The 18200-nt window shown below is 61.1% G+C and carries 17 protein-coding genes; 7 read left to right on the top strand and 10 right to left on the bottom strand.

Annotation, left to right across the window (positions count from 1 at the left end):
• Positions 1–64 precede the first annotated feature (64 nt).
• From I5L79_RS01225 to I5L79_RS01205, 5 genes are all read right to left on the bottom strand, one after another.
• Positions 65–1165 (bottom strand): T9SS type A sorting domain-containing protein, encoded by a 1101-nt coding sequence (locus I5L79_RS01225; RefSeq protein WP_196953193.1) that lies wholly within the window; start codon positions 1163–1165, stop codon positions 65–67.
• Between the two features lie 65 nt (positions 1166–1230).
• The gene (locus I5L79_RS01220) at positions 1231–2649 is read right to left on the bottom strand and encodes a glycoside hydrolase family 30 protein (protein ID WP_196953192.1); all 1419 of its coding nucleotides are present in this window, start codon (positions 2647–2649) and stop codon (positions 1231–1233) included.
• A gap of 299 nt (positions 2650–2948) precedes the next feature.
• Positions 2949–5765, bottom strand: a complete 2817-nt coding sequence (locus I5L79_RS01215; RefSeq protein WP_231402659.1) for a substrate-binding domain-containing protein — start codon at positions 5763–5765, stop codon at positions 2949–2951.
• 193 nt (positions 5766–5958) lie between these two features.
• Positions 5959–6900 (bottom strand): MBL fold metallo-hydrolase, encoded by a 942-nt coding sequence (locus I5L79_RS01210; RefSeq protein ID WP_231402657.1) that lies wholly within the window; start codon positions 6898–6900, stop codon positions 5959–5961.
• Between the two features lie 33 nt (positions 6901–6933).
• A complete protein-coding gene (locus I5L79_RS01205; RefSeq protein WP_196953190.1) occupies positions 6934–7272 on the bottom strand; it encodes a hypothetical protein in 339 nt (112 codons plus the stop codon).
• Positions 7273–7760: 488 nt separating this feature from the next.
• On the opposite strand from I5L79_RS01205, the gene I5L79_RS01200 reads away from it, so the two are divergent.
• Together I5L79_RS01200 and I5L79_RS01195 are read left to right on the top strand one after the other, a co-directional pair.
• Complete coding sequence (locus I5L79_RS01200; RefSeq protein WP_196953189.1) at positions 7761–8039, top strand: KGG domain-containing protein; 279 nt, start codon at positions 7761–7763, stop codon at positions 8037–8039.
• Positions 8040–8129: 90 nt separating this feature from the next.
• On the top strand, positions 8130–8552 hold the full coding sequence (locus tag I5L79_RS01195) for a hypothetical protein (RefSeq protein WP_196953188.1): 423 nt from the start codon (positions 8130–8132) through the stop codon (positions 8550–8552).
• Positions 8553–8572: 20 nt separating this feature from the next.
• On the opposite strand, the gene I5L79_RS01190 is transcribed toward I5L79_RS01195, so the two are convergent.
• From I5L79_RS01190 to I5L79_RS01180, 3 genes are all read right to left on the bottom strand, one after another.
• Entirely contained in the window at positions 8573–9460 is an 888-nt protein-coding gene (locus I5L79_RS01190) for a cyanophycinase (protein WP_196953187.1), read from the bottom strand.
• A 291-nt stretch (positions 9461–9751) separates the two neighbouring features.
• Positions 9752–10210, bottom strand: coding sequence for a carboxypeptidase-like regulatory domain-containing protein (locus tag I5L79_RS01185; RefSeq protein WP_196953186.1), 459 nt, complete (start codon positions 10208–10210; stop codon positions 9752–9754).
• 42 nt (positions 10211–10252) lie between these two features.
• Positions 10253–10702 (bottom strand): hypothetical protein, encoded by a 450-nt coding sequence (locus I5L79_RS01180; RefSeq protein ID WP_196953185.1) that lies wholly within the window; start codon positions 10700–10702, stop codon positions 10253–10255.
• 342 nt (positions 10703–11044) lie between these two features.
• Here I5L79_RS01180 and I5L79_RS01175 point away from each other — a divergent pair, with 342 nt between their 5' ends.
• On the top strand, positions 11045–11782 hold the full coding sequence (locus I5L79_RS01175) for a LytR/AlgR family response regulator transcription factor (protein ID WP_196953184.1): 738 nt from the start codon (positions 11045–11047) through the stop codon (positions 11780–11782).
• A 21-nt stretch (positions 11783–11803) separates the two neighbouring features.
• On the opposite strand, the gene I5L79_RS01170 is transcribed toward I5L79_RS01175, so the two are convergent.
• Positions 11804–13723 (bottom strand): ATP-binding protein, encoded by a 1920-nt coding sequence (locus tag I5L79_RS01170; RefSeq protein ID WP_196953183.1) that lies wholly within the window; start codon positions 13721–13723, stop codon positions 11804–11806.
• A gap of 228 nt (positions 13724–13951) precedes the next feature.
• On the opposite strand from I5L79_RS01170, the gene I5L79_RS01165 reads away from it, so the two are divergent.
• Together I5L79_RS01165 and I5L79_RS01160 are read left to right on the top strand one after the other, a co-directional pair.
• Positions 13952–15268, top strand: coding sequence for a family 1 glycosylhydrolase (locus tag I5L79_RS01165; protein ID WP_196953182.1), 1317 nt, complete (start codon positions 13952–13954; stop codon positions 15266–15268).
• Positions 15269–15366: 98 nt separating this feature from the next.
• The gene (locus tag I5L79_RS01160) at positions 15367–16104 is read left to right on the top strand and encodes an SDR family NAD(P)-dependent oxidoreductase (RefSeq protein WP_196953181.1); all 738 of its coding nucleotides are present in this window, start codon (positions 15367–15369) and stop codon (positions 16102–16104) included.
• A gap of 99 nt (positions 16105–16203) precedes the next feature.
• On the opposite strand, the gene I5L79_RS01155 is transcribed toward I5L79_RS01160, so the two are convergent.
• Positions 16204–16761 (bottom strand): hypothetical protein, encoded by a 558-nt coding sequence (locus tag I5L79_RS01155; RefSeq protein WP_196953180.1) that lies wholly within the window; start codon positions 16759–16761, stop codon positions 16204–16206.
• A 388-nt stretch (positions 16762–17149) separates the two neighbouring features.
• Between I5L79_RS01155 and I5L79_RS01150 the strand changes: the two genes are divergently transcribed.
• Together I5L79_RS01150 and recR are read left to right on the top strand one after the other, a co-directional pair.
• The gene (locus I5L79_RS01150; protein ID WP_196953179.1) at positions 17150–17431 is read left to right on the top strand and encodes an ATP-dependent Clp protease adaptor ClpS; all 282 of its coding nucleotides are present in this window, start codon (positions 17150–17152) and stop codon (positions 17429–17431) included.
• A 101-nt stretch (positions 17432–17532) separates the two neighbouring features.
• Complete coding sequence (gene recR / locus I5L79_RS01145) at positions 17533–18147, top strand: recombination mediator RecR (RefSeq protein WP_196953178.1); 615 nt, start codon at positions 17533–17535, stop codon at positions 18145–18147.
• The last annotated feature ends 53 nt before the right edge of the window (positions 18148–18200 follow it).

The raw sequence follows: 18200 nt of genomic DNA, 5'->3' as shown, positions 1-18200 counted from the left end.
AAAGAACTGAAAAGAAAAAAATACCGGGCGCGGCCAGCTGTTCCGGCCGCGCCCGGCTACTGTACTAATCAACCAGCACGCGGTGCGTGCTCAGCTGAGAGCCTACTTGGAGCGTGACCGTGTAAGCACCCTGCCGGAGCTGGCGGAGTGGCGCCAAAGCCACCGACTGCGCGCCCGGCGCCTGCGTAGCGGAGAGCAGGTTCAGGACTTTCTGACCGAGGGCATTATACACGGACACCTGTACCCGCGCCTGGCTGGGCACGTTGTAGGCGAGGCGGCTGCTGGCGGCTACCGGGTTTGGGTACAGCGCGGCCTTGAGGGCTGCCGTAGCCGAGCGGCTGGCCAGTACGCCCGTGCCTACCTGGTAGGTATAGAACTGCTTGCCGGGAATAGCCGTGAAGTCGGGGTTGATGCCCAGGGCAGTGGTCTGGCCTGTAATCGTCGGCAGCACATCGGAGTTGAAGCTTTTGAAGTCATCAATGTAAGCCACCATCATGTGGAGGTTGCTGCCCACGGGCAGCGCACCGCCGATGGCCGACAGCTGGATTTCGAATTCCCAGCCCGTAGTGGTATTGGCGGCTACGCTGCCCGTGGCGCTGGTCTGGTAGGCCGTATTCGCTTTACCAGGGTCATTGCCATCCGTGGTCAGCGTGCCGTCTTTTCTGCCGGCGCCCATCCCCACTTCGTCGTAGGGAGTTTTGGTGTAATCTACCCGGCTGAGGTAGATGGCATTATTTTCATTCCGAAAGGGTGAAGTGGTGCAGCGGAAGGCATAATCCACTTCCATATCCAGGGTCGGGCGCTGCCGCAAAGACTCCCGGCCATCGTTGCCGCCGTTAGTGCTGCCGGGCAGCTGGGTGTTGGCCGCGATGCCCGTCTTGTTAGGCGTGTCCAGGTAAAACACCAGCGAGTTGTAGCCATCGATTTCGGAAGAGGCCACCACCATCACGTTCAGGGTGGTAGCCGTGGTGCCCACGTACAGGGCTTTCAGGCCCCGGTCAGTTATGGAGTGGGCTCCGGTATAGGTGCCTACCAACTGGTACTTGCCTTCGCCGGTACCCACTTCATTGGCATCGAGCGTGCCATTTACGTTAAACTGTGCCTGAGCACCCAGGGAGGTGGCCATCAGGGCGGCAACTGCAGAAAGAGTAAAGATTTTTTTCATGGGAATTAGTAAAAGGGTGAAGGTGAAAGGGTGAAGGTGAAAAAGATAATGAGGATGTGAAATGATTACCACACGTAAGTGCCCACTGCGCCGGCGCCCAGCGTGGAGGAAAACACACGGCCCTGATGGCGCACCGCAAAGGTTTGCGGGCTGGCGTTGTCGTTCTGCACTACCAGCACCCGCTGGCCGCCTGGGGCCCGGAAAGCCACGTTGGGCAGCTTCTCGGGCGTGGTGGAGGCAATGCGCACCGAGCCGGGCCGGGCAAACTTGCTGGCGTGGGCAATGATGTAGTAAGCATCTTCGCGCGTCACTTTGTCGCCGTCCAACGTGAGGGCGCCCCGGCACTCGGTGCAGCCACCGGGCGTGTGCGGGTTCTGCTGGGGGTCGGCGGCCAGGTTCCACTCCAGCACCGTGCGCGCCCAGTTGCGCGTGGCTCCAATGATGAGGGTGCGCACGTGCCAGGGCACGTTTTCGGCGAAGTTGCTTTTCGAGCCCACCCACTGCTCCGTGAAGTACAGATTCTTGTCGGGGTGGGCGTCGTGCACTTTGCTCAAGGCTTCGATGGGGCCGCCGTAGAGGTGAAAGGCCGAGCCATCCACGTACTGCTTGGCTTCGGGGTCGTTGAGGATGCTGATGGGGTAGTCGGGCCGGTCGGCGTTGTGGTCGTACACAATAATCTTGGTGTCGATTTTCGCCGCCTTAAACGCCGGGCCCAGGTGCTTCTTGATAAACTCCGCCTGCTGCTCCTCCAGCATCAGCAGGCTGGGGTTGTTGCCGGGGTGCAAGGGCTCATTCTGGATGGTAATGGCGTCGATGCGCACGCCCTCGGCTTTCATGCCTTGGATGTACTTCACGAAATACTGGGCGTAAGCCGGATAAAACTCCGGCTTCAGGGAGCCACCCTTGGAGCTTTCGTTGGTTTTCATCCACGGCGGCGGCGACCAGGGTGAGCCCATCAGCTTGAGGCTGGGGTTGATAGCCAGGATTTCCTTGAGTACGGGCAGCAGGTGCTCCCGGTCGGGGGCAAGGCTGAACTTGCTGAGCGTGGGGTCGGTCTGGCCAGCGGGCAGGTCGTCGTAGCTGAACACCTGCGCATCCAGATCGGAGGCGCCGATGCTCAGGCGCAGGTAACTCACCCCAATGCTGGTGCCCGCTGTACCAAACAGCTCCTGCAATAGGGTTTTGCGGGCAGCCGGGCTCATGGCGTGCAGCAGTTGGGCACTGCCGCCCGTGAGGCAGTAGCCGAATCCGTCGATGGGCTGAAACGTTTGCTGCTCGTCTACCTCAATAACCGGGGTAGTCGGCGTGGCCGCCTCCGAGCCGAAGCCCAGCGGCGCGGCCTGCCGCTGAAACAGCGCCGACTTATCCGGGTTGGTCAGCCAGAACTCCACCGATTTGGCAGTGCCCGTGGATGGGCGCTGGCAGCCGGTAGTCAGACTCAGCCCCAGGAGTAGGGCCGTGGCAAGGGAAGGAAAGCGAAGCATGCGGGAAAGGGCGGGGTAGGGAAGCAAGGCATTAGCGGTTTTCAAAATCTGGGCGTGGCCTGCAAAGGCCAGCTGTCTGAAAAACCGGATTCGGGGAAGTAAGGAAATGGCGGAAGCATCCTTTTTCCAAACTGCCCGCCACGAAGTTCCGCATACTACCGGAGAATGACTTGCATATTCATTTCAAAAAGCAATTGAGAGGAATTTTTTTGCAAGCCATTGCTTATGTGAGCGTTAAAAGCAAAAAACCAGGCTCCACAGCGAGCCTGGTTTCGAATTTCTTGCAGAAATGTTGTGCTTTAAGCGTGCGGAGTGCTGTGTAGCGCCCGGAACTCCGAAGGGGAAATCTGGTAGCGGGCTTTAAAGGAAGTGGAGAAGTAGGAGGGCGAGGAGAATCCCAGCTCGTAGGCCACATCGGTAATGCTGAGCGTGTCATCTACCAGCAGCTCCCGGGCTTTGGCCAAGCGCCGGCCCTGAATGAAATCGGATACGCCGGTGCCCAGTACCGCTTTTATTTTGCGGTAGAGCTGCATGCGCGAGATGCCCAGGCCGCGGGCCACGTCTTCCACGTTCAGGGTGGGTTGGGCCAGCTGCGCCTCCACCACGGCCGTCAGGTCGGTGAGGAATTTCTGGTCGGGGTCGGAGGCGGGCGTGGCCTCCATATCCACCAGCAGCTCCCGGCGGAAATGCTCCCGCTGACGGGCGCGGTTGCCCAGGAGGGTCCGTACGCTTTCCAGCAGAAAGGCCGGGTTGAAGGGCTTGGTCAGGTACACATCGGCCCCGGCCTGCACGCCCTCCACCTGCTGCTCGGGGGCATTACGAGCCGTGAGCAGCACCACCGGAATGTGCGAGGTGCGCCAGTCGGCCTTCAGCTGGGCTACTACTTCCAGTCCGCTCAGGCCAGGCATCATCACGTCGCACACTACCAGGTCGGGAATGAGGTCGGTGGCCATGCGCAGGCCGCTGGCCCCGTCGGTGGCCGTCTGCACCCGAAAGTGAGGCCGCAGCTTGCGGGCCAGGAAGCTATTGACTTCGGGATTGTCCTCAATCACCAGCACCAGCGTATCCAGCCCGCTTTCCGGGCTGGTCGTCGGGTCTGGGGATGCCAGTTCGGGCAGCGACTCCGGCTCATCCAGGGCAAAAACCGTGGGACTGACCGGCTCAGTCGAGCGTAGCGCTTCGGGCAGCTCCCGGGGCAGGGTTACGACAAACGTGCTGCCTTGTCCCGGCTGACTACTGAATGTTAGCTGGCCCTGATGCAGGCGCGTGAGACCCTGGGCCAGCGCCAGCCCCATGCCCGAACCCTTGGCCACAGCACTCTGGTCGCCCTGATAAAACCACTCAAAGATGTGGGCCCGGTCCTGGTCGCTGATACCCCGGCCGGTGTCGGCCACGCTCACGCACAGGTGGCGGCCATCAGGGGTAGCCTCCACGCTGATAGTGATAACGCCCTGATCGGGCGTGAACTTCAGGGCATTGGAAAGCAGGTTGAAGAAGACCTTGTCGAGGATATTGCCATCAAACCAGCCTTTCAGCTCGGCCTCCGGGGCCTGAAAGCGTAGCTCCACGCTTCGTTGGCGGGCCGGCCGCTCGAAGGCATCCACAATTTCGCGCACAAAGGTCACGAGGTTGCCCTCTGTGGCGCGCACGGCCATTTTGCCTACTTCAATCTTGCGGAAATCGAGCAGCTGATTAACCAGCTGCAGCAGTCGTTGCGTGTTGCGGCGCACAAGTCCCAGGTCGTGGCGCTGGGTGGACGTGAGGTCGGAGGAGCTGGTGAGTAATTCCTCTACGGGCCCCAGGATGAGGGTGAGTGGGGTGCGCAGCTCGTGGGAAAAATTGGTGAAGAAGCGCAGCTTGGCCTCCGTATCGGTGCGGGCCTGCGCGGCAAGGGTTTCGAGCTGGTTGCGCTGCTGCCGTATTTCCTCGTTCTGGCTGACCAGCTGATGATTGATAGCGTCAATTTCGGCGTTCTGCCGGGCAAGCTGCTGATTTATCTGCCGGTTTTTACGCGCTGAGCGCCAGGCCACGCCGCCCAGCAAAATGGCTCCCAGCAGGGTGGCCAGCAGCCCGTACAAAACTGTGCGCTGGCTGGCATACGTGGCCCGCAACGACTGCAATAGCCCCTGCTGGCGTAGGATATCCTGCTGCTGGCTGGCCATTTTATCGGTTTGCTGCTGCAGGGTGCGCACGTTGGTCGAGTCAATAACGAGGGTGCCGAGCGTGTTTTCGCGGCGGTAGGGCTGGCGGCGCAGGATGCTCAGGGCCGTGCGCATGGCTTCCTCGCCGCCGGGAGCGTACAGAATGGAGGCATCCAGCAAGCCACGCCGCACCAGGTCAAGGCCTTCATTGGCCCCGGCAAGGCCATCGACCCCAATGATTTTAATTTGCCGCTCCCGCCCAAGCTCCCGGCACACTTCGGCGGCCCCGCGCGCCATCCCATCGTTGTGAGCAAACAGCAGGGAAACTTCCGGGTGAGCCTTGAGCAACGTGCGCAAAGCCGGTTTCACGGTATTTACGGTCCAGTCGCCTTCTACCTGGCCCACGGAGCGGATGCTGGGGTAAGCCGCCAGGGCCTGTACAAATCCCTGGTGCCGCTCGGCGGTGGCCGAGGAGCCAGGCGTACCCAGTACCTCAGCTACGTAGCCGCGCTGCCGGAGCAGGCTCGCCGCGTAGCGGGCCGCCGTCTTGCCTATTTCCAGGTTGTTGCCACCTACATAGGCTGTGTAGCGGGCAGAAGCCGTGCGCCGGTCGAGTAGCACCACGGGCACGCCCTGGGCAATGGCTTCCTCCACGGCCGGGGTCACCGGCCCGGCTTCGTAGGGCGACACGATAAGCAAGTCCACGCCCTCGCGCAGCAGCTGCCGGATCTGCTGCTGCTGCACCTGGCTGTTGTCGTTGGCGTTCAGCATCCGCAGCGCCACCTCGGGATGGAAGCTCAGCTCCCGCTCCATGCCCGCCAGCATGGCCTGGCGCCACGGCCCGTTGGTGCTGCACTGCGAAAAGCCAATGCGGTAGCGTGGGGCCGGTGCCTGACGGCTGCAGCTGCTGAGCAACAGCACCGCAACGGCCAGCAACAGCCCGCTGAGCCAACCAGATATTCTTTGTGTATACAAGCAGAAAGCAGCGGCGCGGGAAAACGGGACCGGCCACACCAATCAAATATACAACGCCCGGGCAAGAAAAGGCGCCACTGCCGGGTATGTTGGCAGTGGCGCCGCAGACTTTAAGGACGGGCCTTAATCATTGGATATAAATGAAGTGCCGACGGTAAGTAGGCCAACGGCAAACTAATGCCGTGCTACCACTCTACCGGCGCCGCCGGCTGAGTAGCCACAGCAAGCCGCCGGCCACGCCCAGCCCGGCAACCCAGAGAGGGTCCACGCGCAGATTACGCGGGGGCACATACGTCACGCCTGTTTCATCGGCCTGGGCCGGCTGGCCTACGTAGCGGCCGTGCCGGGGCACTGCCTGCTGCTCGAAGTGCTCAGCCAGCTCAGCCAGCTCACTGCGCAACTCCTGGCCCCGCATCGGAATACCATGGCCCGTAGCGGCTACCGTGGGCTGCAGGGCGGCCAGCAGACGCACTGAGCGGGCGGCCTGCGGCCAGTCGGGCGTGAAGTAAGCCGGGGGGCCGTGTACTTCCTGCTGCTGGGTGAGCGTAGCCGTGCCCGACTCGGCCTTTACCGTCACAAAAGCGTCGCCGGCCAGCAGCACACGGCTTTCTTCTTGAAAAAAGGAAACGTGACCGGCGGTATGGCCGGGCGTAGCCACCCAGCGCCAGCCGGGGAGGTGGGGCACGGTGCCATCGGCGGGCAGCGGATGCACACGGGAACCCAAATCAAGCGGCTGTTTGGGATACAGAAACGACATAGCCGCCATGGCCCCGCCGCCCACGGTAGGATCGGGTGGAGGGTAGGCCGAGCGGCCGGTCAGGTAGGGCAGTTCCAGGGTGTGGGCGTACACTGGCACTTCGGGCCAGCGCTTTAGCAGATGAGGCAGGGCGCCTACATGGTCGAAGTGGCCGTGCGTGAGCAGAATGGCGGTTGGCGGGGTATCTGGCCCGAATAGTTGGGCGGCCTCCTGTTCAACCCTGGACCCGGAACCTGGCAGGCCCGCATCCACGAGCACCCAGGCCGTAGGGCTGGTTTGTACATAGTACAGATTGGCAAAAACGTTGCGCAGGCCCCAAAGCCCGGTTACTACCGGGAAAAGGGCCGGCGTGTTGGCGCGGTTGGCGGTAGCTGACATAGAAAGCTAACTGTAAGTGAGAAACACGAAAACCTAGCGGTTGCCGGAAGCGGGCGTAGTGGTTTCAACGGAGCCGCCGGAGTTGCTGCTACCGGCAGAAGCACCGGCATCAGCGGCTGTATTGCCGGCCCCGGTGGAGCCGCCCGTCCCGGCTGACTGGTTCTCCAGGGTGCCGGCTCCGGCCTCGGCAGTCATACCTGTAGAGTCGGTCGAGACGCCGTCACTGCCATTGATGTCGGCGCTGCCGTTACCGTCCAGATCGGCCGTGCGGGCATCCGAGGAGTTCTGCGGGTCGCCTGAGCCGCAGGCACTGAAGGAAAGCAGGGCGCCCAGCAGCGCCGCGGAAAGAAGAGGAAAGCGAAACGTGCGCATAAAAGGAGAAGGAAACGGCAGCGGAGGTGCGGCCGGATTTTCAATTGGTATACGGTCATTTTTCGGGCGTTATAACAGAAAATTATACGGGTTAATCGGTATTTATTCCTGAAAAACCCGGAGCGGGAAATACGGACGAGCTAACATGGTCGCGAAGTGGCGCGTAGCAGTTAGGGCTGAAAACGGACCAAGCCACTCGCCTGGAGCTGCAGCGGGCGGCCTCAAACGGCTGCGAAACTCAGCATGAACAATAGGAGCCCAAGTGCCAGGCAAGCTCTGGGTAACACGACCCAACGCCAAGGCAGCAGGGCTGAGCTCAACAGTACGGGTCTTTCGCGAAGCCTCCGTATAAACCCCGTCAGTAAGCTCCGGATAAGTTGGTAATTTGGCTGGATTCGGCGTTTTTAATGGGTCAGAGAGCAACGACAAACCCCGCCAATAGCGTAGCATAGGGCAAGTTAAACCAATCATCTACCTCGCTTAGTCCCATGGCACTAACCCAAAACACCCAGCGCGGCGGAACGGCTCCAGCTACCCGCAAAACCACCTCGGCTGCCGCTCCGGCCGCCAAGAAAACCAGCATGCGGGGCTTTGCCTCCATGGACCCCGAAACCCAGCGCCGTATTGCCAGTGAAGGCGGCCGGGCATCCCACCTGAGTGGCCGCGGCCACCAGTGGACGTCGGAAGAAGCACGGGCCGCCGGCCGCAAAGGTGGCCAGGCCAGCCGCACCCAGCCGGCCGCTGCTAGAGCCGCCGGCACGCGCTAGGACTGCTGCCAAGGTCGTGCAATTGCAGCCCCGAAGGATTTCTTCGGGGCTGTTGTGTCTGTGTCTTTTCCACCCGTATTCCTTCTGCTGATGTCGCCATTACGCTATGCCTGGTACGGCTGCCCGCACAGCGGCGCGCTGGTACAGTTTGCGTTGTTTTTTCGCCGCCGCTGCGTGGCACAGTGGGCGCTGCCCCGCAACGGCCCCGGGCATAAAGCGGGGGCACTCCCTAAAGGTGTATGTCTGGAAACCTCGGATGACTTGTCGGCCGCTACGCCACTAGCCAGTGGAAGCTGCTCACTGGTAAACCAGGCCAACCCCATCACGGCCACCGTGCTACGTCAGGCGCTGGCTTCAGGCAAACTCATGGTGCACGTGCAGGACGAGGTTTCGGGTGGCAGCAAAACGTACTCGCTTATTCGGATGCAAGCCAGCGGAAAAGCCTGGCTGCTGGGCCCGGTTACGTATCAGCCCCGGCTGATGGGCGCCGAACACCAAACGGCCCTCACCTAACCCGCGTGCTCCGGGGCAGCTCAGGCGTATAGTCGGGGCGCAGTAGGCAGGGTGTACCGCTCGCCGCTGGCCAGCAGGTGCAGCTGGATACCGCGCATGGTAAAAGGCGTATTGGGCGCTATTTCGTGAATATTGGTGGAGCTGCAAGCCCGCGCATCCAGGATAACCGCCAAGCCGCTGCCCAGTACTTCCAGCTCCCGGCCCTCCGTCACCAGCACGGCGGTATCTTCTTCCAGCCCCAGGCCAATGCAAGCCGGATTAGTGGCCAGGATCTGCGCCATTCGTACCATGCGTCCCCGGGCAATAAAATGCGTATCCACGGCTACATCGTGCAGCAGTTCCAGGCCCGTGGTGATGTGGATTTCGCCCTTCAGAAAACCCGCGTCGTCGCGGCCCTGGTAGATCATGGGCGTCGACATAGCAGTAGCCCCGGCGCTGGTGCCGGCAATGATTAGGGCATCGTGGGCATAGCGGGCCCGCAGGTGCTGCTGCAGCGCGGTACCGCCCAACAGAGCCGTAAGCCGCAGCTGGTCGCCACCCGTGAAGAGGACGCCGCCGGCCTGGTCCAGCAGCTTAAGATTATCTTCGTCGTTGGCCTCGGCCCGCGTGCGGATGTCAAGCACTTCTATAGTCGGTCTGTGCAGCTTCTTAAATACCCGTTGATAGTCGTGAGCCGAGTTGCGGGGCTCACCCGAGGCCGTAGGAATTACCACGAGCGGACCGCGTTTGCCAATTTCATCGGCCAGGCGCTGCAGGATGATTTCGGGTGCAAAGTTCTCGTTCAGCGCCGATTCATCGGAAGGCTCCGGCGACTGGCCTTTGTCTTCGTGCCCGCCAATGAGCAGCAGCTTTCCGGTAGGATAGGGGCAGGAACGTGGACTATGGGCAGACTGTTTTTTGGAGGGCATAGCAAGAGAAGCGGGAAAAGACGAGTATACAGCCAACAAGCTTCAACACAGATCCTGCATACGCTGACCTATCAGGCATGTTGGCCTGCATACAGCCGTTCGGCTCTCCTAGCTTGGGTTTTCATGGAATAAAAATCAGAAATACAGCAGATTGTATAGGTATTAGCAGGTCCGTTACTACTGGCGTCTGCTCCTGCTCCACAATGCGCCTTAAACCCTGCAACGAGCAAAGCCGGCGTGATACCACGCCGGCTTTGCTCGTTGCAAGAAGGTATGTAGAAGAAACAGCGGCTATTCCTGGGTAGTTGCGGCGCGCAGGGCAAAGTGCACGCCGTTGGGCTGGCTACCGGTGTTCAGCTGCATGGTTTGCTGGGTGCAGCCGCGGGAAGCGCAGCTCAGCGAAACCGGCCCGCTGGTAGGCAGCGTGAGGGCAAAGTCTCCTTTGGAATTGGTGCGCACTTGTTCCTGGCTGCCTACGGCCCATACCACCGCGCCAGCCAGCGGCATCCCATCGGTGCCCACCACGATGCCCGTCAGAAGGGTAGGCGCTTCGTAGTAGACTGCGGCCGGGGCAGTACGCTTCAGGGGCTGCAGGGCGCGGCGCAGCAGCCCGCGTGTGAAGTGCCGGAGCGTGCTGTGGCCGGTCACGACGGGTGTAGCTGAGGTGCCAGGGCCATCAGCCGCCATAGTACTAGACAAAGCCAATGACAGAATGCAGGCAGTGAGAGCGAGGGTGCGGAGGAGTTGCATAGCAGGAGCGTAGAAAAACAGGCGAGTCGAATGGGAAAACGGCTATTGGGCGCTGCCGAGGGCAAGGAAATCGGCGGCAGGCTGGCGCTCCTCCAGAAAGCGGAAGGCGCTGTATTGGCCGGGGGTGAGAATGCGGAGCATGGCCGCGTCGTACTGGTGCATGGTTTGGGCAATGCCGGGCAGGGCCAGCAGCGTTTCATCATCAGCCAGCAGCGGCATAACCTCCGGCTGCTCACCGGCTTGCTCAAGCTGCTGTAGCTTGGCCAGTGTAGCCTTCTGCACGGCTATGGCCTGCGCGTGGGAAAGGCGCAGCACATCCGAGAAATAGGCCGTTACCTGCAGCGCCCGGTTGCTCACCTGGTGCGAGTAGGCGGCCGGGGCCACAAACTCTTTGTCCTGCAGACCTTTCTGCTGGCCAGTGCCCGAGCCGGCCGCCATAGCCGAACCACTCAGGAGAAACAATGCGAGAGCGAGAGTGTAGAGCTTTTTCATGGCGAAGAGAGAAGACAAGCTGGTGTGTGAGTGCTGTTTGAGCTGGAAGACGATGTAAACTTAGAGCGGCCCGGAGCGCTGTGCCGGGCTTTTGTCTCAACCGCCTGCTGCCCTGTGCGAATGGCTACTTTTTCTATCCGAATGGAATTCGGGCTTTTCGGGCGGCAGTTCCCGGCAGCTTGTCGGGCAGTATGGGCGCTTCACCGAATCTACGGTTGAGTTTTTTGCGGCTCACTTACCTTCGTCAGTAACCGGCGCAGCATACAACTATGCTTTCCAATAGCACAACGTCTGTGCTCCGGCCATTTGCCCTCCCTGCCCTCTCTTACCACACCTGTTTGCATGCCCCCTGTCTTACCGCTTACCTGCGTCATCGTCGATGACAATGAAATCAACCGCCTCACGCTGGAGCATATGGTGGAGCTCACGCCCACGCTCACGCTGGCGGCCTCCCTGCCGGGCAGTGTAGAAGCTCTTCAGTACTTCAGCCAGGGCAACCGTGCCGATTTGCTGCTGCTGGACATTGAGATGCCCCACCTCTCGGGGCTGGAGCTGGCTCGCCTGCTGCCCAAGCCGCCACCTGCTATAGTAGTCGTTACGAGCCACCGCGACTTTGCCGTGGATGCCTTCGAGCTACAGGTGGCTGACTATCTGGTAAAGCCTGTGGACCTGGCCCGCTTCAGCCAAGCCGTAGCCCGCGTGCTGGAGCTGCGCCGCCTTACCGAACAAGCCGCCAGCGCCCCCGACGGTGGCCTGGTAGAGCCCCAGGGCTCGGAGCTGTTCGTGAAAGTGGGTTCGCGCATGGTGCGCCTTGATTTTGAGGACGTGCTTTACATCGAAGCCTTATCGACGTACTCCGTGCTGGTGACCAAAACCCAGAAGCACATTGTGTACCTCACGCTCAAGGCTATTGCCGAGCGGCTGCCCTTCGCGCACTTTGCGCGGGTTCATCGTAGCTATGTGGTGAATACGCGCCGCATCGAGGCCATTGAGGACAATATGCTCAAGCTCGGCAGCTATGAGGTGCCGGTAGGCAAATCGTACCAGGACGACTTTTTCAAGAAACTGCGCGGTCTGTAGGCGCCGTGCCGGGCGTTTGGCTTACTCTGCGGGTAGCTCCCGGGGCAGCTGCTGCAGTGCCCGGCGCAGCTGGGCTCCCAGGCGTGCCATGGCGGCGTGGCGGGCCGGCTCCGCATCGGCGTCGGCCTGCTGCAGCAGCTGCACAGCCTCGGCAATGTCGGGCACGCCCAGCGCCTCCAGGTTGGGCTTGATGTGGTGTACCAGCGCGGCTACCTGCTGCCAGTCGCCGGCGGTGGCGGCGGTTTCCAGCTGGGCTAAGCTGACGGGCATATTTGTCAGAAACGAGCGAATGATTTTCACCACGAAAGTTTCGCGGCCGTGGGCCAGGGCGCGCAGCTTATCAAGGTTGTAGGCAGGGGCGGCGGAGGGCCTCTGCTTGCTGATGAGCAGCTCCAGCTGGTGGTAGAGCTTGGCTTCCTCGAACGGCTTGGTTAGGCAGGCATCCATGCCGGCGGCCAGGTACCGGTCGTTGTCGGCCCGGAAGGCGTTGGCCGTGAGGGCCATAATAGGCAGCTGCGCTTTGGTGGCGTCGGGTAGCTGCCGGATAATGGCGGTAGCCTCCAGCCCGCTCATGCCCGGCATCTGAATGTCCATCAGGATGATGTCGTAGCTGTTTTGCTGCAGCAACTCCAGGCCCAGCGGCCCGTTTTCGGCCTCATCTACGTGCATACCCCATTCTTCCAGCAGCAGTCGGGCCACTTCCCGGTTGATTTCGTTGTCTTCAAATAGCAGCACCCGCCGTCCACGCAACGCCCCCTGGTCCAGTACGGCCGGCTCCGCGGCTTGGGGCGAACCCTGGGCCCGGGGCAGGGGCAGGGTAAAGGAAAACGTGCTGCCTTTGCCCACTTCGCTTTTCAGCCGTAGCGTGCCGCCCAGCTGCTCTACCAGCGCCCGCGAAATGCTCAGGCCCAGCCCCGTGCCGCCAAAGCGGCGGGTGGTATCGGCATAGGCCTGGGTGAAGCCCTCGAAAATGCGGGCCTGCTGCTCCGGCGCGATGCCGATGCCGGTGTCTTCTACCGTCACTTCCACCGTGAGTGTGTCGTCGGTACTGGCTATTTCGCGGGCAATGACGATGATGCGGCCGCCCGGCTCGGTGAACTTGATGGCGTTGCTGACCAGGTTGAGCAGAATCTGGTTGAGGCGGTACGGGTCGCCAAGCACCCAGGGGTAGGAGCAGGAGTTGCGCAGCGGCGTACCGGCCACAATAATGCCTTTCTCCGTGGCCTGGTGCACGAGCGGCTGCAGGGCCTGCGCAAAGGAGTCACAAAGGTTGAAGGCGGTTTGCTCCAGCTCCAGCTTGCCCGAAGTGATTTTGGCCATGTCCAGCACATCATTGATAATGCTGAGCAGGTGCTGGCCCGAGGTGCGGATGATGCCCAGCAGCTCTTGCTGGCGGCTGTCGAGGCGGGTTTTGCCCAGCTGGGAGGCCATGCCCAGCACCCCGTTCATGGGCGTGCGAATTTCGTGGCTCATGTTGGCCAGGAAGTTTTCCCGGGCCTTCACGGCGGCTTCGGCTTCTTCCTTGGCCCGCTGCATTTCCTGTTCGGCCTGCACCCGCGCCGTAATGTTTACGAGATAGACGTTGGCGAAACCCTCCTGCACAAACGGCACCACGTAAGCCGCAAAGTGGCCCCGCGCTACTGCCAGAACCACCTGTTGCGATGCCTCCTGGGCAATAGCCGCAGCCGTCAGGTGGCTTGTGGCCGACAGTAGGTGCTGCTGCTCCTCGAGACTGAGTAGTTGCTCCAGCGCTTCGGCGGCCTTGTTGCGGTAGATTACCTGACCCGTCAGATCGAGCCGGAAGATAGGGTTAGGATTCTGGGCCGGAATGCTGGCTACCGACGATGCTTGCTCCAGGGCCCGCTCCAGCTCCTGAATGCGCTGGTGCGCTTCGGCAAGGTTGGCAGGAAAAGAAACCGGGCTGGGGGCAGAGGCGGCCATAGCAAACGACACAGAAAGGGAACTTCACCCAAAGTACAGGAATAGGAAAGTTCTTGCCGCCGCAGTTAGGTGAACGGCCCCATTTCCTGGCTGAACGCAGGCTTTTGCTGTGTTAATGACCGGGCCGGCCAGGGCAAGGACGGCAACGCGGCGGCCCCGAATACGGTATGCGGTTGCGTTGCGCGCCAGCTCAACCGTTTCGTATAGACGCCTTCGTAGGCTTATGCTATGACTCCACAGTTTCTTTTTGCTACCGGCATCGAAAACAGCAACCCTACCATTCAGGGCGGGCGGGTGCGGGTAGATGAGCTGGCCAAGTGCCGGCACTACGAGTTCTGGCAAAAGGACTTTGATCTGGTGCAGGAGCTGGGCATTCGGTTTCTGCGCTACGGGCCGCCCATTCATACCACTTGGCTCGGGCCGGGCCGCTACGACTGGTCTTTCGCCGATGTGACCTTCGAAGACCTGCACCGCCGCAACATTGCGCCCATCGTGGACCTGTGCCACTTCGGCGTGCCCGACTGGCTGGGCAACTTCCAGAACCCCGAGTTTCCGGCTTTGTTTGCGCAGTATGCCGAGGCGTTTGCCCGGCGCTTTCCCTGGGTGCAGCTCTATACGCCCGTCAACGAAATGTACATCTGCGCCGAGTTTTCGGCCCTGTACGGCTGGTGGAACGAGCAGCTGCAGTCGGACCGGGCGTTTGTCACGGCCCTTAAGTACATCGTGAAGGCCAACGTGCTGGCCATGCAGGCCATTGCCGAGGTGCGGCCCGATGCGCTGTTTATCCAGAGCGAGTCGTCGGAGTACTTCCACGCCGAAAATCCGGCGGCCATCAAGCCGGCCGAGCTGCTGAACGCCAAGCGGTTTTTGTCGCTCGACCTGAACTACGGCCGCCGTGTAGACTCGGAAATGTACGAGTACCTGCTGGATAATGGCCTGACGCGTGAGGAGTACCACTTCTTTCTCGACAACCAGCTCCGCCACCAGTGCATCATGGGCAACGACTACTACCGTACCAACGAGCACCGCGTGCGGGCCGACGGCAGCACTACGGCCTCGGGCGAAATCTTCGGCTACCACGTCATCACCCGCCAGTACCACGACCGGTACCGCCTGCCCGTGATGCACACTGAAACCAACCTCTGGCAGGGGCCCTGCGGCGACGAAGCCGTGAACTGGCTCTGGAAGGAGTGGGCCAACGTGTTGCGCGTGCGCAACGACGGGGTGCCCATCGTAGGCTTTACGTGGTACTCGCTCACCGACCAGGTGGACTGGGACACGGCCCTGCGCGAAAACAATGGTACCGTGAACCCGCTCGGCCTCTACGACCTGGAGCGCAACATCCGGCCCGTGGGCCAGGCATACAAGCAGCTCATTCACGATTGGCGGCAGGTGCTGCCCGCCCAGAGCGTGTGCCTGCAGGTACCCATCGTAATGCCTCAGGAAAGCACCCAGGGGTGGGCGCAGCAAAAACAGAATCAGGCCGAGCAAACCCGCCAGGACAAAACCACGTCGCCCGCCAACCAGACTTCGGCTGCCTCGTAGCGGCGAGGTTGATGTAGTGTGCTGCCTGCGCCATCTGCGTAGCGTCAGCTTCCTGAACATCCAACGCACTATTTCTCCATCTCATCATTTCCCCTCTCATGCGCTTTCAGAATAAAGTAGTACTGATTACCGGGGCGACCGGCGGCATTGGGCTGGCCGCTGCCAAACGCTTTGCCAGCGAAGGTGCCCGCGTGGTGCTGGTTGGTCATCATCAGGAAACCCTGGATGAGGCCGCCCCGGAGGTGCAGGCGGCCGGCGCGCCCGAGGTATGGGGCAGCCTGTGTGATGTAGCAGTAGAAGATCAGGTGCAGGCCACCGTAGCCGGCACGCTGGAGCGGTTCGGCCGCCTCGACGTCATCGTGAACAACGCCGGCCTGATGGAATTCAAGCCCCTGCAGGAACTGACCGGCGAGGACTGGCTGCGCGTGCTGGGGGTAGACTTGCTGGGGGCGTTTTACTTCACCAAACAGGCTTTTCTGCACATGAAGCCCGGCGGCACCATCGTGAACGTGTCCAGCATTCATGCCGTGGAAACCAGCCCGCTGGTAGCGCCCTACGCCGCGGCCAAAGCTGCCGTCAACTCCCTTACCCGCACCTCGGCGCTGGAAGGCAAAGCCAAGGGCCTGCGGATAAACGCCGTGCTGCCGGGCGCCATCGATACGCCCATGCTCTGGGAAAACCCCAACGTGAAAAGCGGCGCCGAAACAATTGACCCCGCCGACGTAGGCCGCCCCGAAGACGTAGCCGCCCTCATTGCCTACCTGGCCTCCGACGATGCCGCCTTCGTGCAGGGTGCCGAAATCCGGGTGGATGGCGGCCGCCTCGACCGGTTGTAGCAGGTACAGTAGAGCCAAAACGGAAGCCGGTCGACTCGGAAGCACCGAATCGGCCGGCTTTACTGCACGTATACGGGCCTCCTGGTTAAGCTGGTGGCGCTACTCCGGCAGCTCCAGCTCCCGGGGCAGCACGAACTTGAGGCTGCGGCTTTTGCTACGGGCGTGGAGCTGTTGCAGGAAGTCATCCAGCTCAGGTTTATACTCCAGCCAAAGGTCCTCGTGCAGGTTCTGAAGCACAAGCTGGGTTGTGCGGGCCGCCAGCCGGGCCGTGCCGGTATAAAAGCTCGCATACACACTTTCGAACTGCCCGGTATAGTTCTCGAAGATGTGGCGCAGCGTGTACAGGTTCAGGTCAACTTCCAGGCGCTTGTCCTTGGTGATGCGGCGGGCGCGGGCCACTTCCTTGATGGCCTTGCCCAGGGCTTTGGTGAGGCTGCGGTTGAGCAGCCGGCCCGTGGCGCCCACCGCAAACAGCTCGTGAATCTGGTCGGAAGCCTGCTCAAACACGGTTTCCGTGGTCACGTCGGGCAGCAGCTCGTAGCAGAGCGTCTCGTACAACTCGGCGTCGCGGCGGGCGGCGCGCAACAGCAGGGCTTCCTTTTCCTTGTCGGAAAGGCGCTTGAGGGCGTGCTTGAACTCAGCGGAAGGAACAGGCATACTATAAACGGTGAAATGGTGACGGACTATACGGGTAAAACGCTGAACGGTCAGCCATCCAACCATTCAACTCTATAGCCCATCAACTCACAACTTCTCAAGGAAAGCACCGAAGAAGTTCGTTAGTGCGGTGCACGGGGTCGTTGCCGCGTCCGTTGCACGCCATTCGCAATGGCTGGTTCGAGACAAAATAAAAAGCAAACATAGGGCAGCTGCTGCTACCATGGTTGCCGCGCGACGGCAAACAACGGTCCGACGGCTCCAGGCTTTGCTGCGCCCGTATTTTCCTGTGTCGGGCCGGAAACGATTCAGCCGCTCAAGTGGTTATAGATAGTCTGGCTTACCTTCGAAACCAGGCTTTTTGCCTGAATTTCCGTATTTTTGCCCCATGAACAGCAAACCGCAGATTGAGTACGACGAGGACGTTCTGCTCCTGGAAGAAACCACCGACGTGCGCGACCTGGTGGTGTACAACGACGACGTGAACACCTTCGACCACGTCATCCGCACGCTCATTGATGTATGCGGGCACGAGCCTGAGCAGGCCGAGCAGTGCACTCTGCTCATTCACTACAAAGGCCAGTGCACCGTTAAGCACGGCACCTACGATGAGTTGGCGGCCCTCTGCACCGCCATCCACGACCGGGGCATCTCGGCCGACGTTATTTAAGTAATGTGCCAATGTGCATAATGCGGAAATGTGCTGATTGAATGGCGCAGTAAGAGGCATTAGCACATTTTCACATTATGCACATTAGCCCATTAGAGTAGATGGAATTTCCTTCCAAACTGATAGAAAACGCCGTTGGCGAATTGTCGAAGCTGCCGGGCGTGGGGAAGAAAACTGCCCTGCGCCTAGCCCTGCACCTGCTGAAAGCCGAAACCGATACCACGGCTTCGTTGGCGGAGGCCCTGGCTAAGATGCGCTTCGAAATCCGCTACTGCGACACCTGCCACAACATTTCCGATACGCCCGAGTGCGCTATCTGCGCCAACCAGCTGCGCGACCAAAGCACCGTGTGCGTGGTATCGGACATCCGCGACGTTATTGCCATCGAAAATACGGCCCAGTACCGGGGGCTCTACCACGTGCTGGGCGGCGTTATCTCGCCTATCGAAGGCATTGGCCCCAGCGACCTGACCATTGACTCCTTAGTAGAACGCGTAACGAAAGCGGGCTCCGAAATCCGCGAAGTCATCTTGGCCATCAGCCCCACGATGGAAGGCGACACCACGGCTTTCTTTCTTTCCCGCAAGCTGCGCGACCTGCCCGAGCTGCACGTCAGTTCCATTGCGCGCGGCATCCCGATGGGCGGCGAGCTAGAATACGCCGACGAAATCACGCTGGGTCGCTCTATCGTGGAGCGCCAGCGTCAGGCGCGTTAGGTAAGAAGTGACTACATAAAAAAGCCCTGCCTCTTCAGGCAGGGCTTTTTTTA

The sequence above is a fragment of the Hymenobacter guriensis genome (genome assembly GCF_015773195.1).
GTDB lineage: Bacteria > Bacteroidota > Bacteroidia > Cytophagales > Hymenobacteraceae > Hymenobacter > Hymenobacter guriensis.
The sequence above is the reverse complement of the archived record's forward strand: the minus strand, read 5'-3'. Positions and strand labels throughout refer to the sequence as shown.

Bases quoted from the DNA above. Each gene is read 5' to 3' on its own strand.
- I5L79_RS01225 (WP_196953193.1), bottom strand. From the start codon at position 1,165: ATGAAAAAAATCTTTACTCTTTCTGCAGTTGCCGCCCTGATGGCCACC.
- I5L79_RS01220 (WP_196953192.1), bottom strand. From the start codon at position 2,649: ATGCTTCGCTTTCCTTCCCTTGCCACGGCCCTACTCCTGGGGCTGAGT.
- I5L79_RS01210 (WP_231402657.1), bottom strand. From the start codon at position 6,900: ATGTCAGCTACCGCCAACCGCGCCAACACGCCGGCCCTTTTCCCGGTA.
- I5L79_RS01205 (WP_196953190.1), bottom strand. From the start codon at position 7,272: ATGCGCACGTTTCGCTTTCCTCTTCTTTCCGCGGCGCTGCTGGGCGCC.
- I5L79_RS01200 (WP_196953189.1), top strand. From the start codon at position 7,761: ATGGCACTAACCCAAAACACCCAGCGCGGCGGAACGGCTCCAGCTACC.
- I5L79_RS01195 (WP_196953188.1), top strand. From the start codon at position 8,130: ATGTCGCCATTACGCTATGCCTGGTACGGCTGCCCGCACAGCGGCGCG.
- I5L79_RS01190 (WP_196953187.1), bottom strand. From the start codon at position 9,460: ATGCCCTCCAAAAAACAGTCTGCCCATAGTCCACGTTCCTGCCCCTAT.
- I5L79_RS01185 (WP_196953186.1), bottom strand. From the start codon at position 10,210: ATGCAACTCCTCCGCACCCTCGCTCTCACTGCCTGCATTCTGTCATTG.
- I5L79_RS01180 (WP_196953185.1), bottom strand. From the start codon at position 10,702: ATGAAAAAGCTCTACACTCTCGCTCTCGCATTGTTTCTCCTGAGTGGT.
- I5L79_RS01175 (WP_196953184.1), top strand. From the start codon at position 11,045: ATGCCCCCTGTCTTACCGCTTACCTGCGTCATCGTCGATGACAATGAA.
- I5L79_RS01170 (WP_196953183.1), bottom strand. From the start codon at position 13,723: ATGGCCGCCTCTGCCCCCAGCCCGGTTTCTTTTCCTGCCAACCTTGCC.
- I5L79_RS01165 (WP_196953182.1), top strand. From the start codon at position 13,952: ATGACTCCACAGTTTCTTTTTGCTACCGGCATCGAAAACAGCAACCCT.
- I5L79_RS01160 (WP_196953181.1), top strand. From the start codon at position 15,367: ATGCGCTTTCAGAATAAAGTAGTACTGATTACCGGGGCGACCGGCGGC.
- I5L79_RS01155 (WP_196953180.1), bottom strand. From the start codon at position 16,761: ATGCCTGTTCCTTCCGCTGAGTTCAAGCACGCCCTCAAGCGCCTTTCC.
- I5L79_RS01150 (WP_196953179.1), top strand. From the start codon at position 17,150: ATGAACAGCAAACCGCAGATTGAGTACGACGAGGACGTTCTGCTCCTG.
- recR (WP_196953178.1), top strand. From the start codon at position 17,533: ATGGAATTTCCTTCCAAACTGATAGAAAACGCCGTTGGCGAATTGTCG.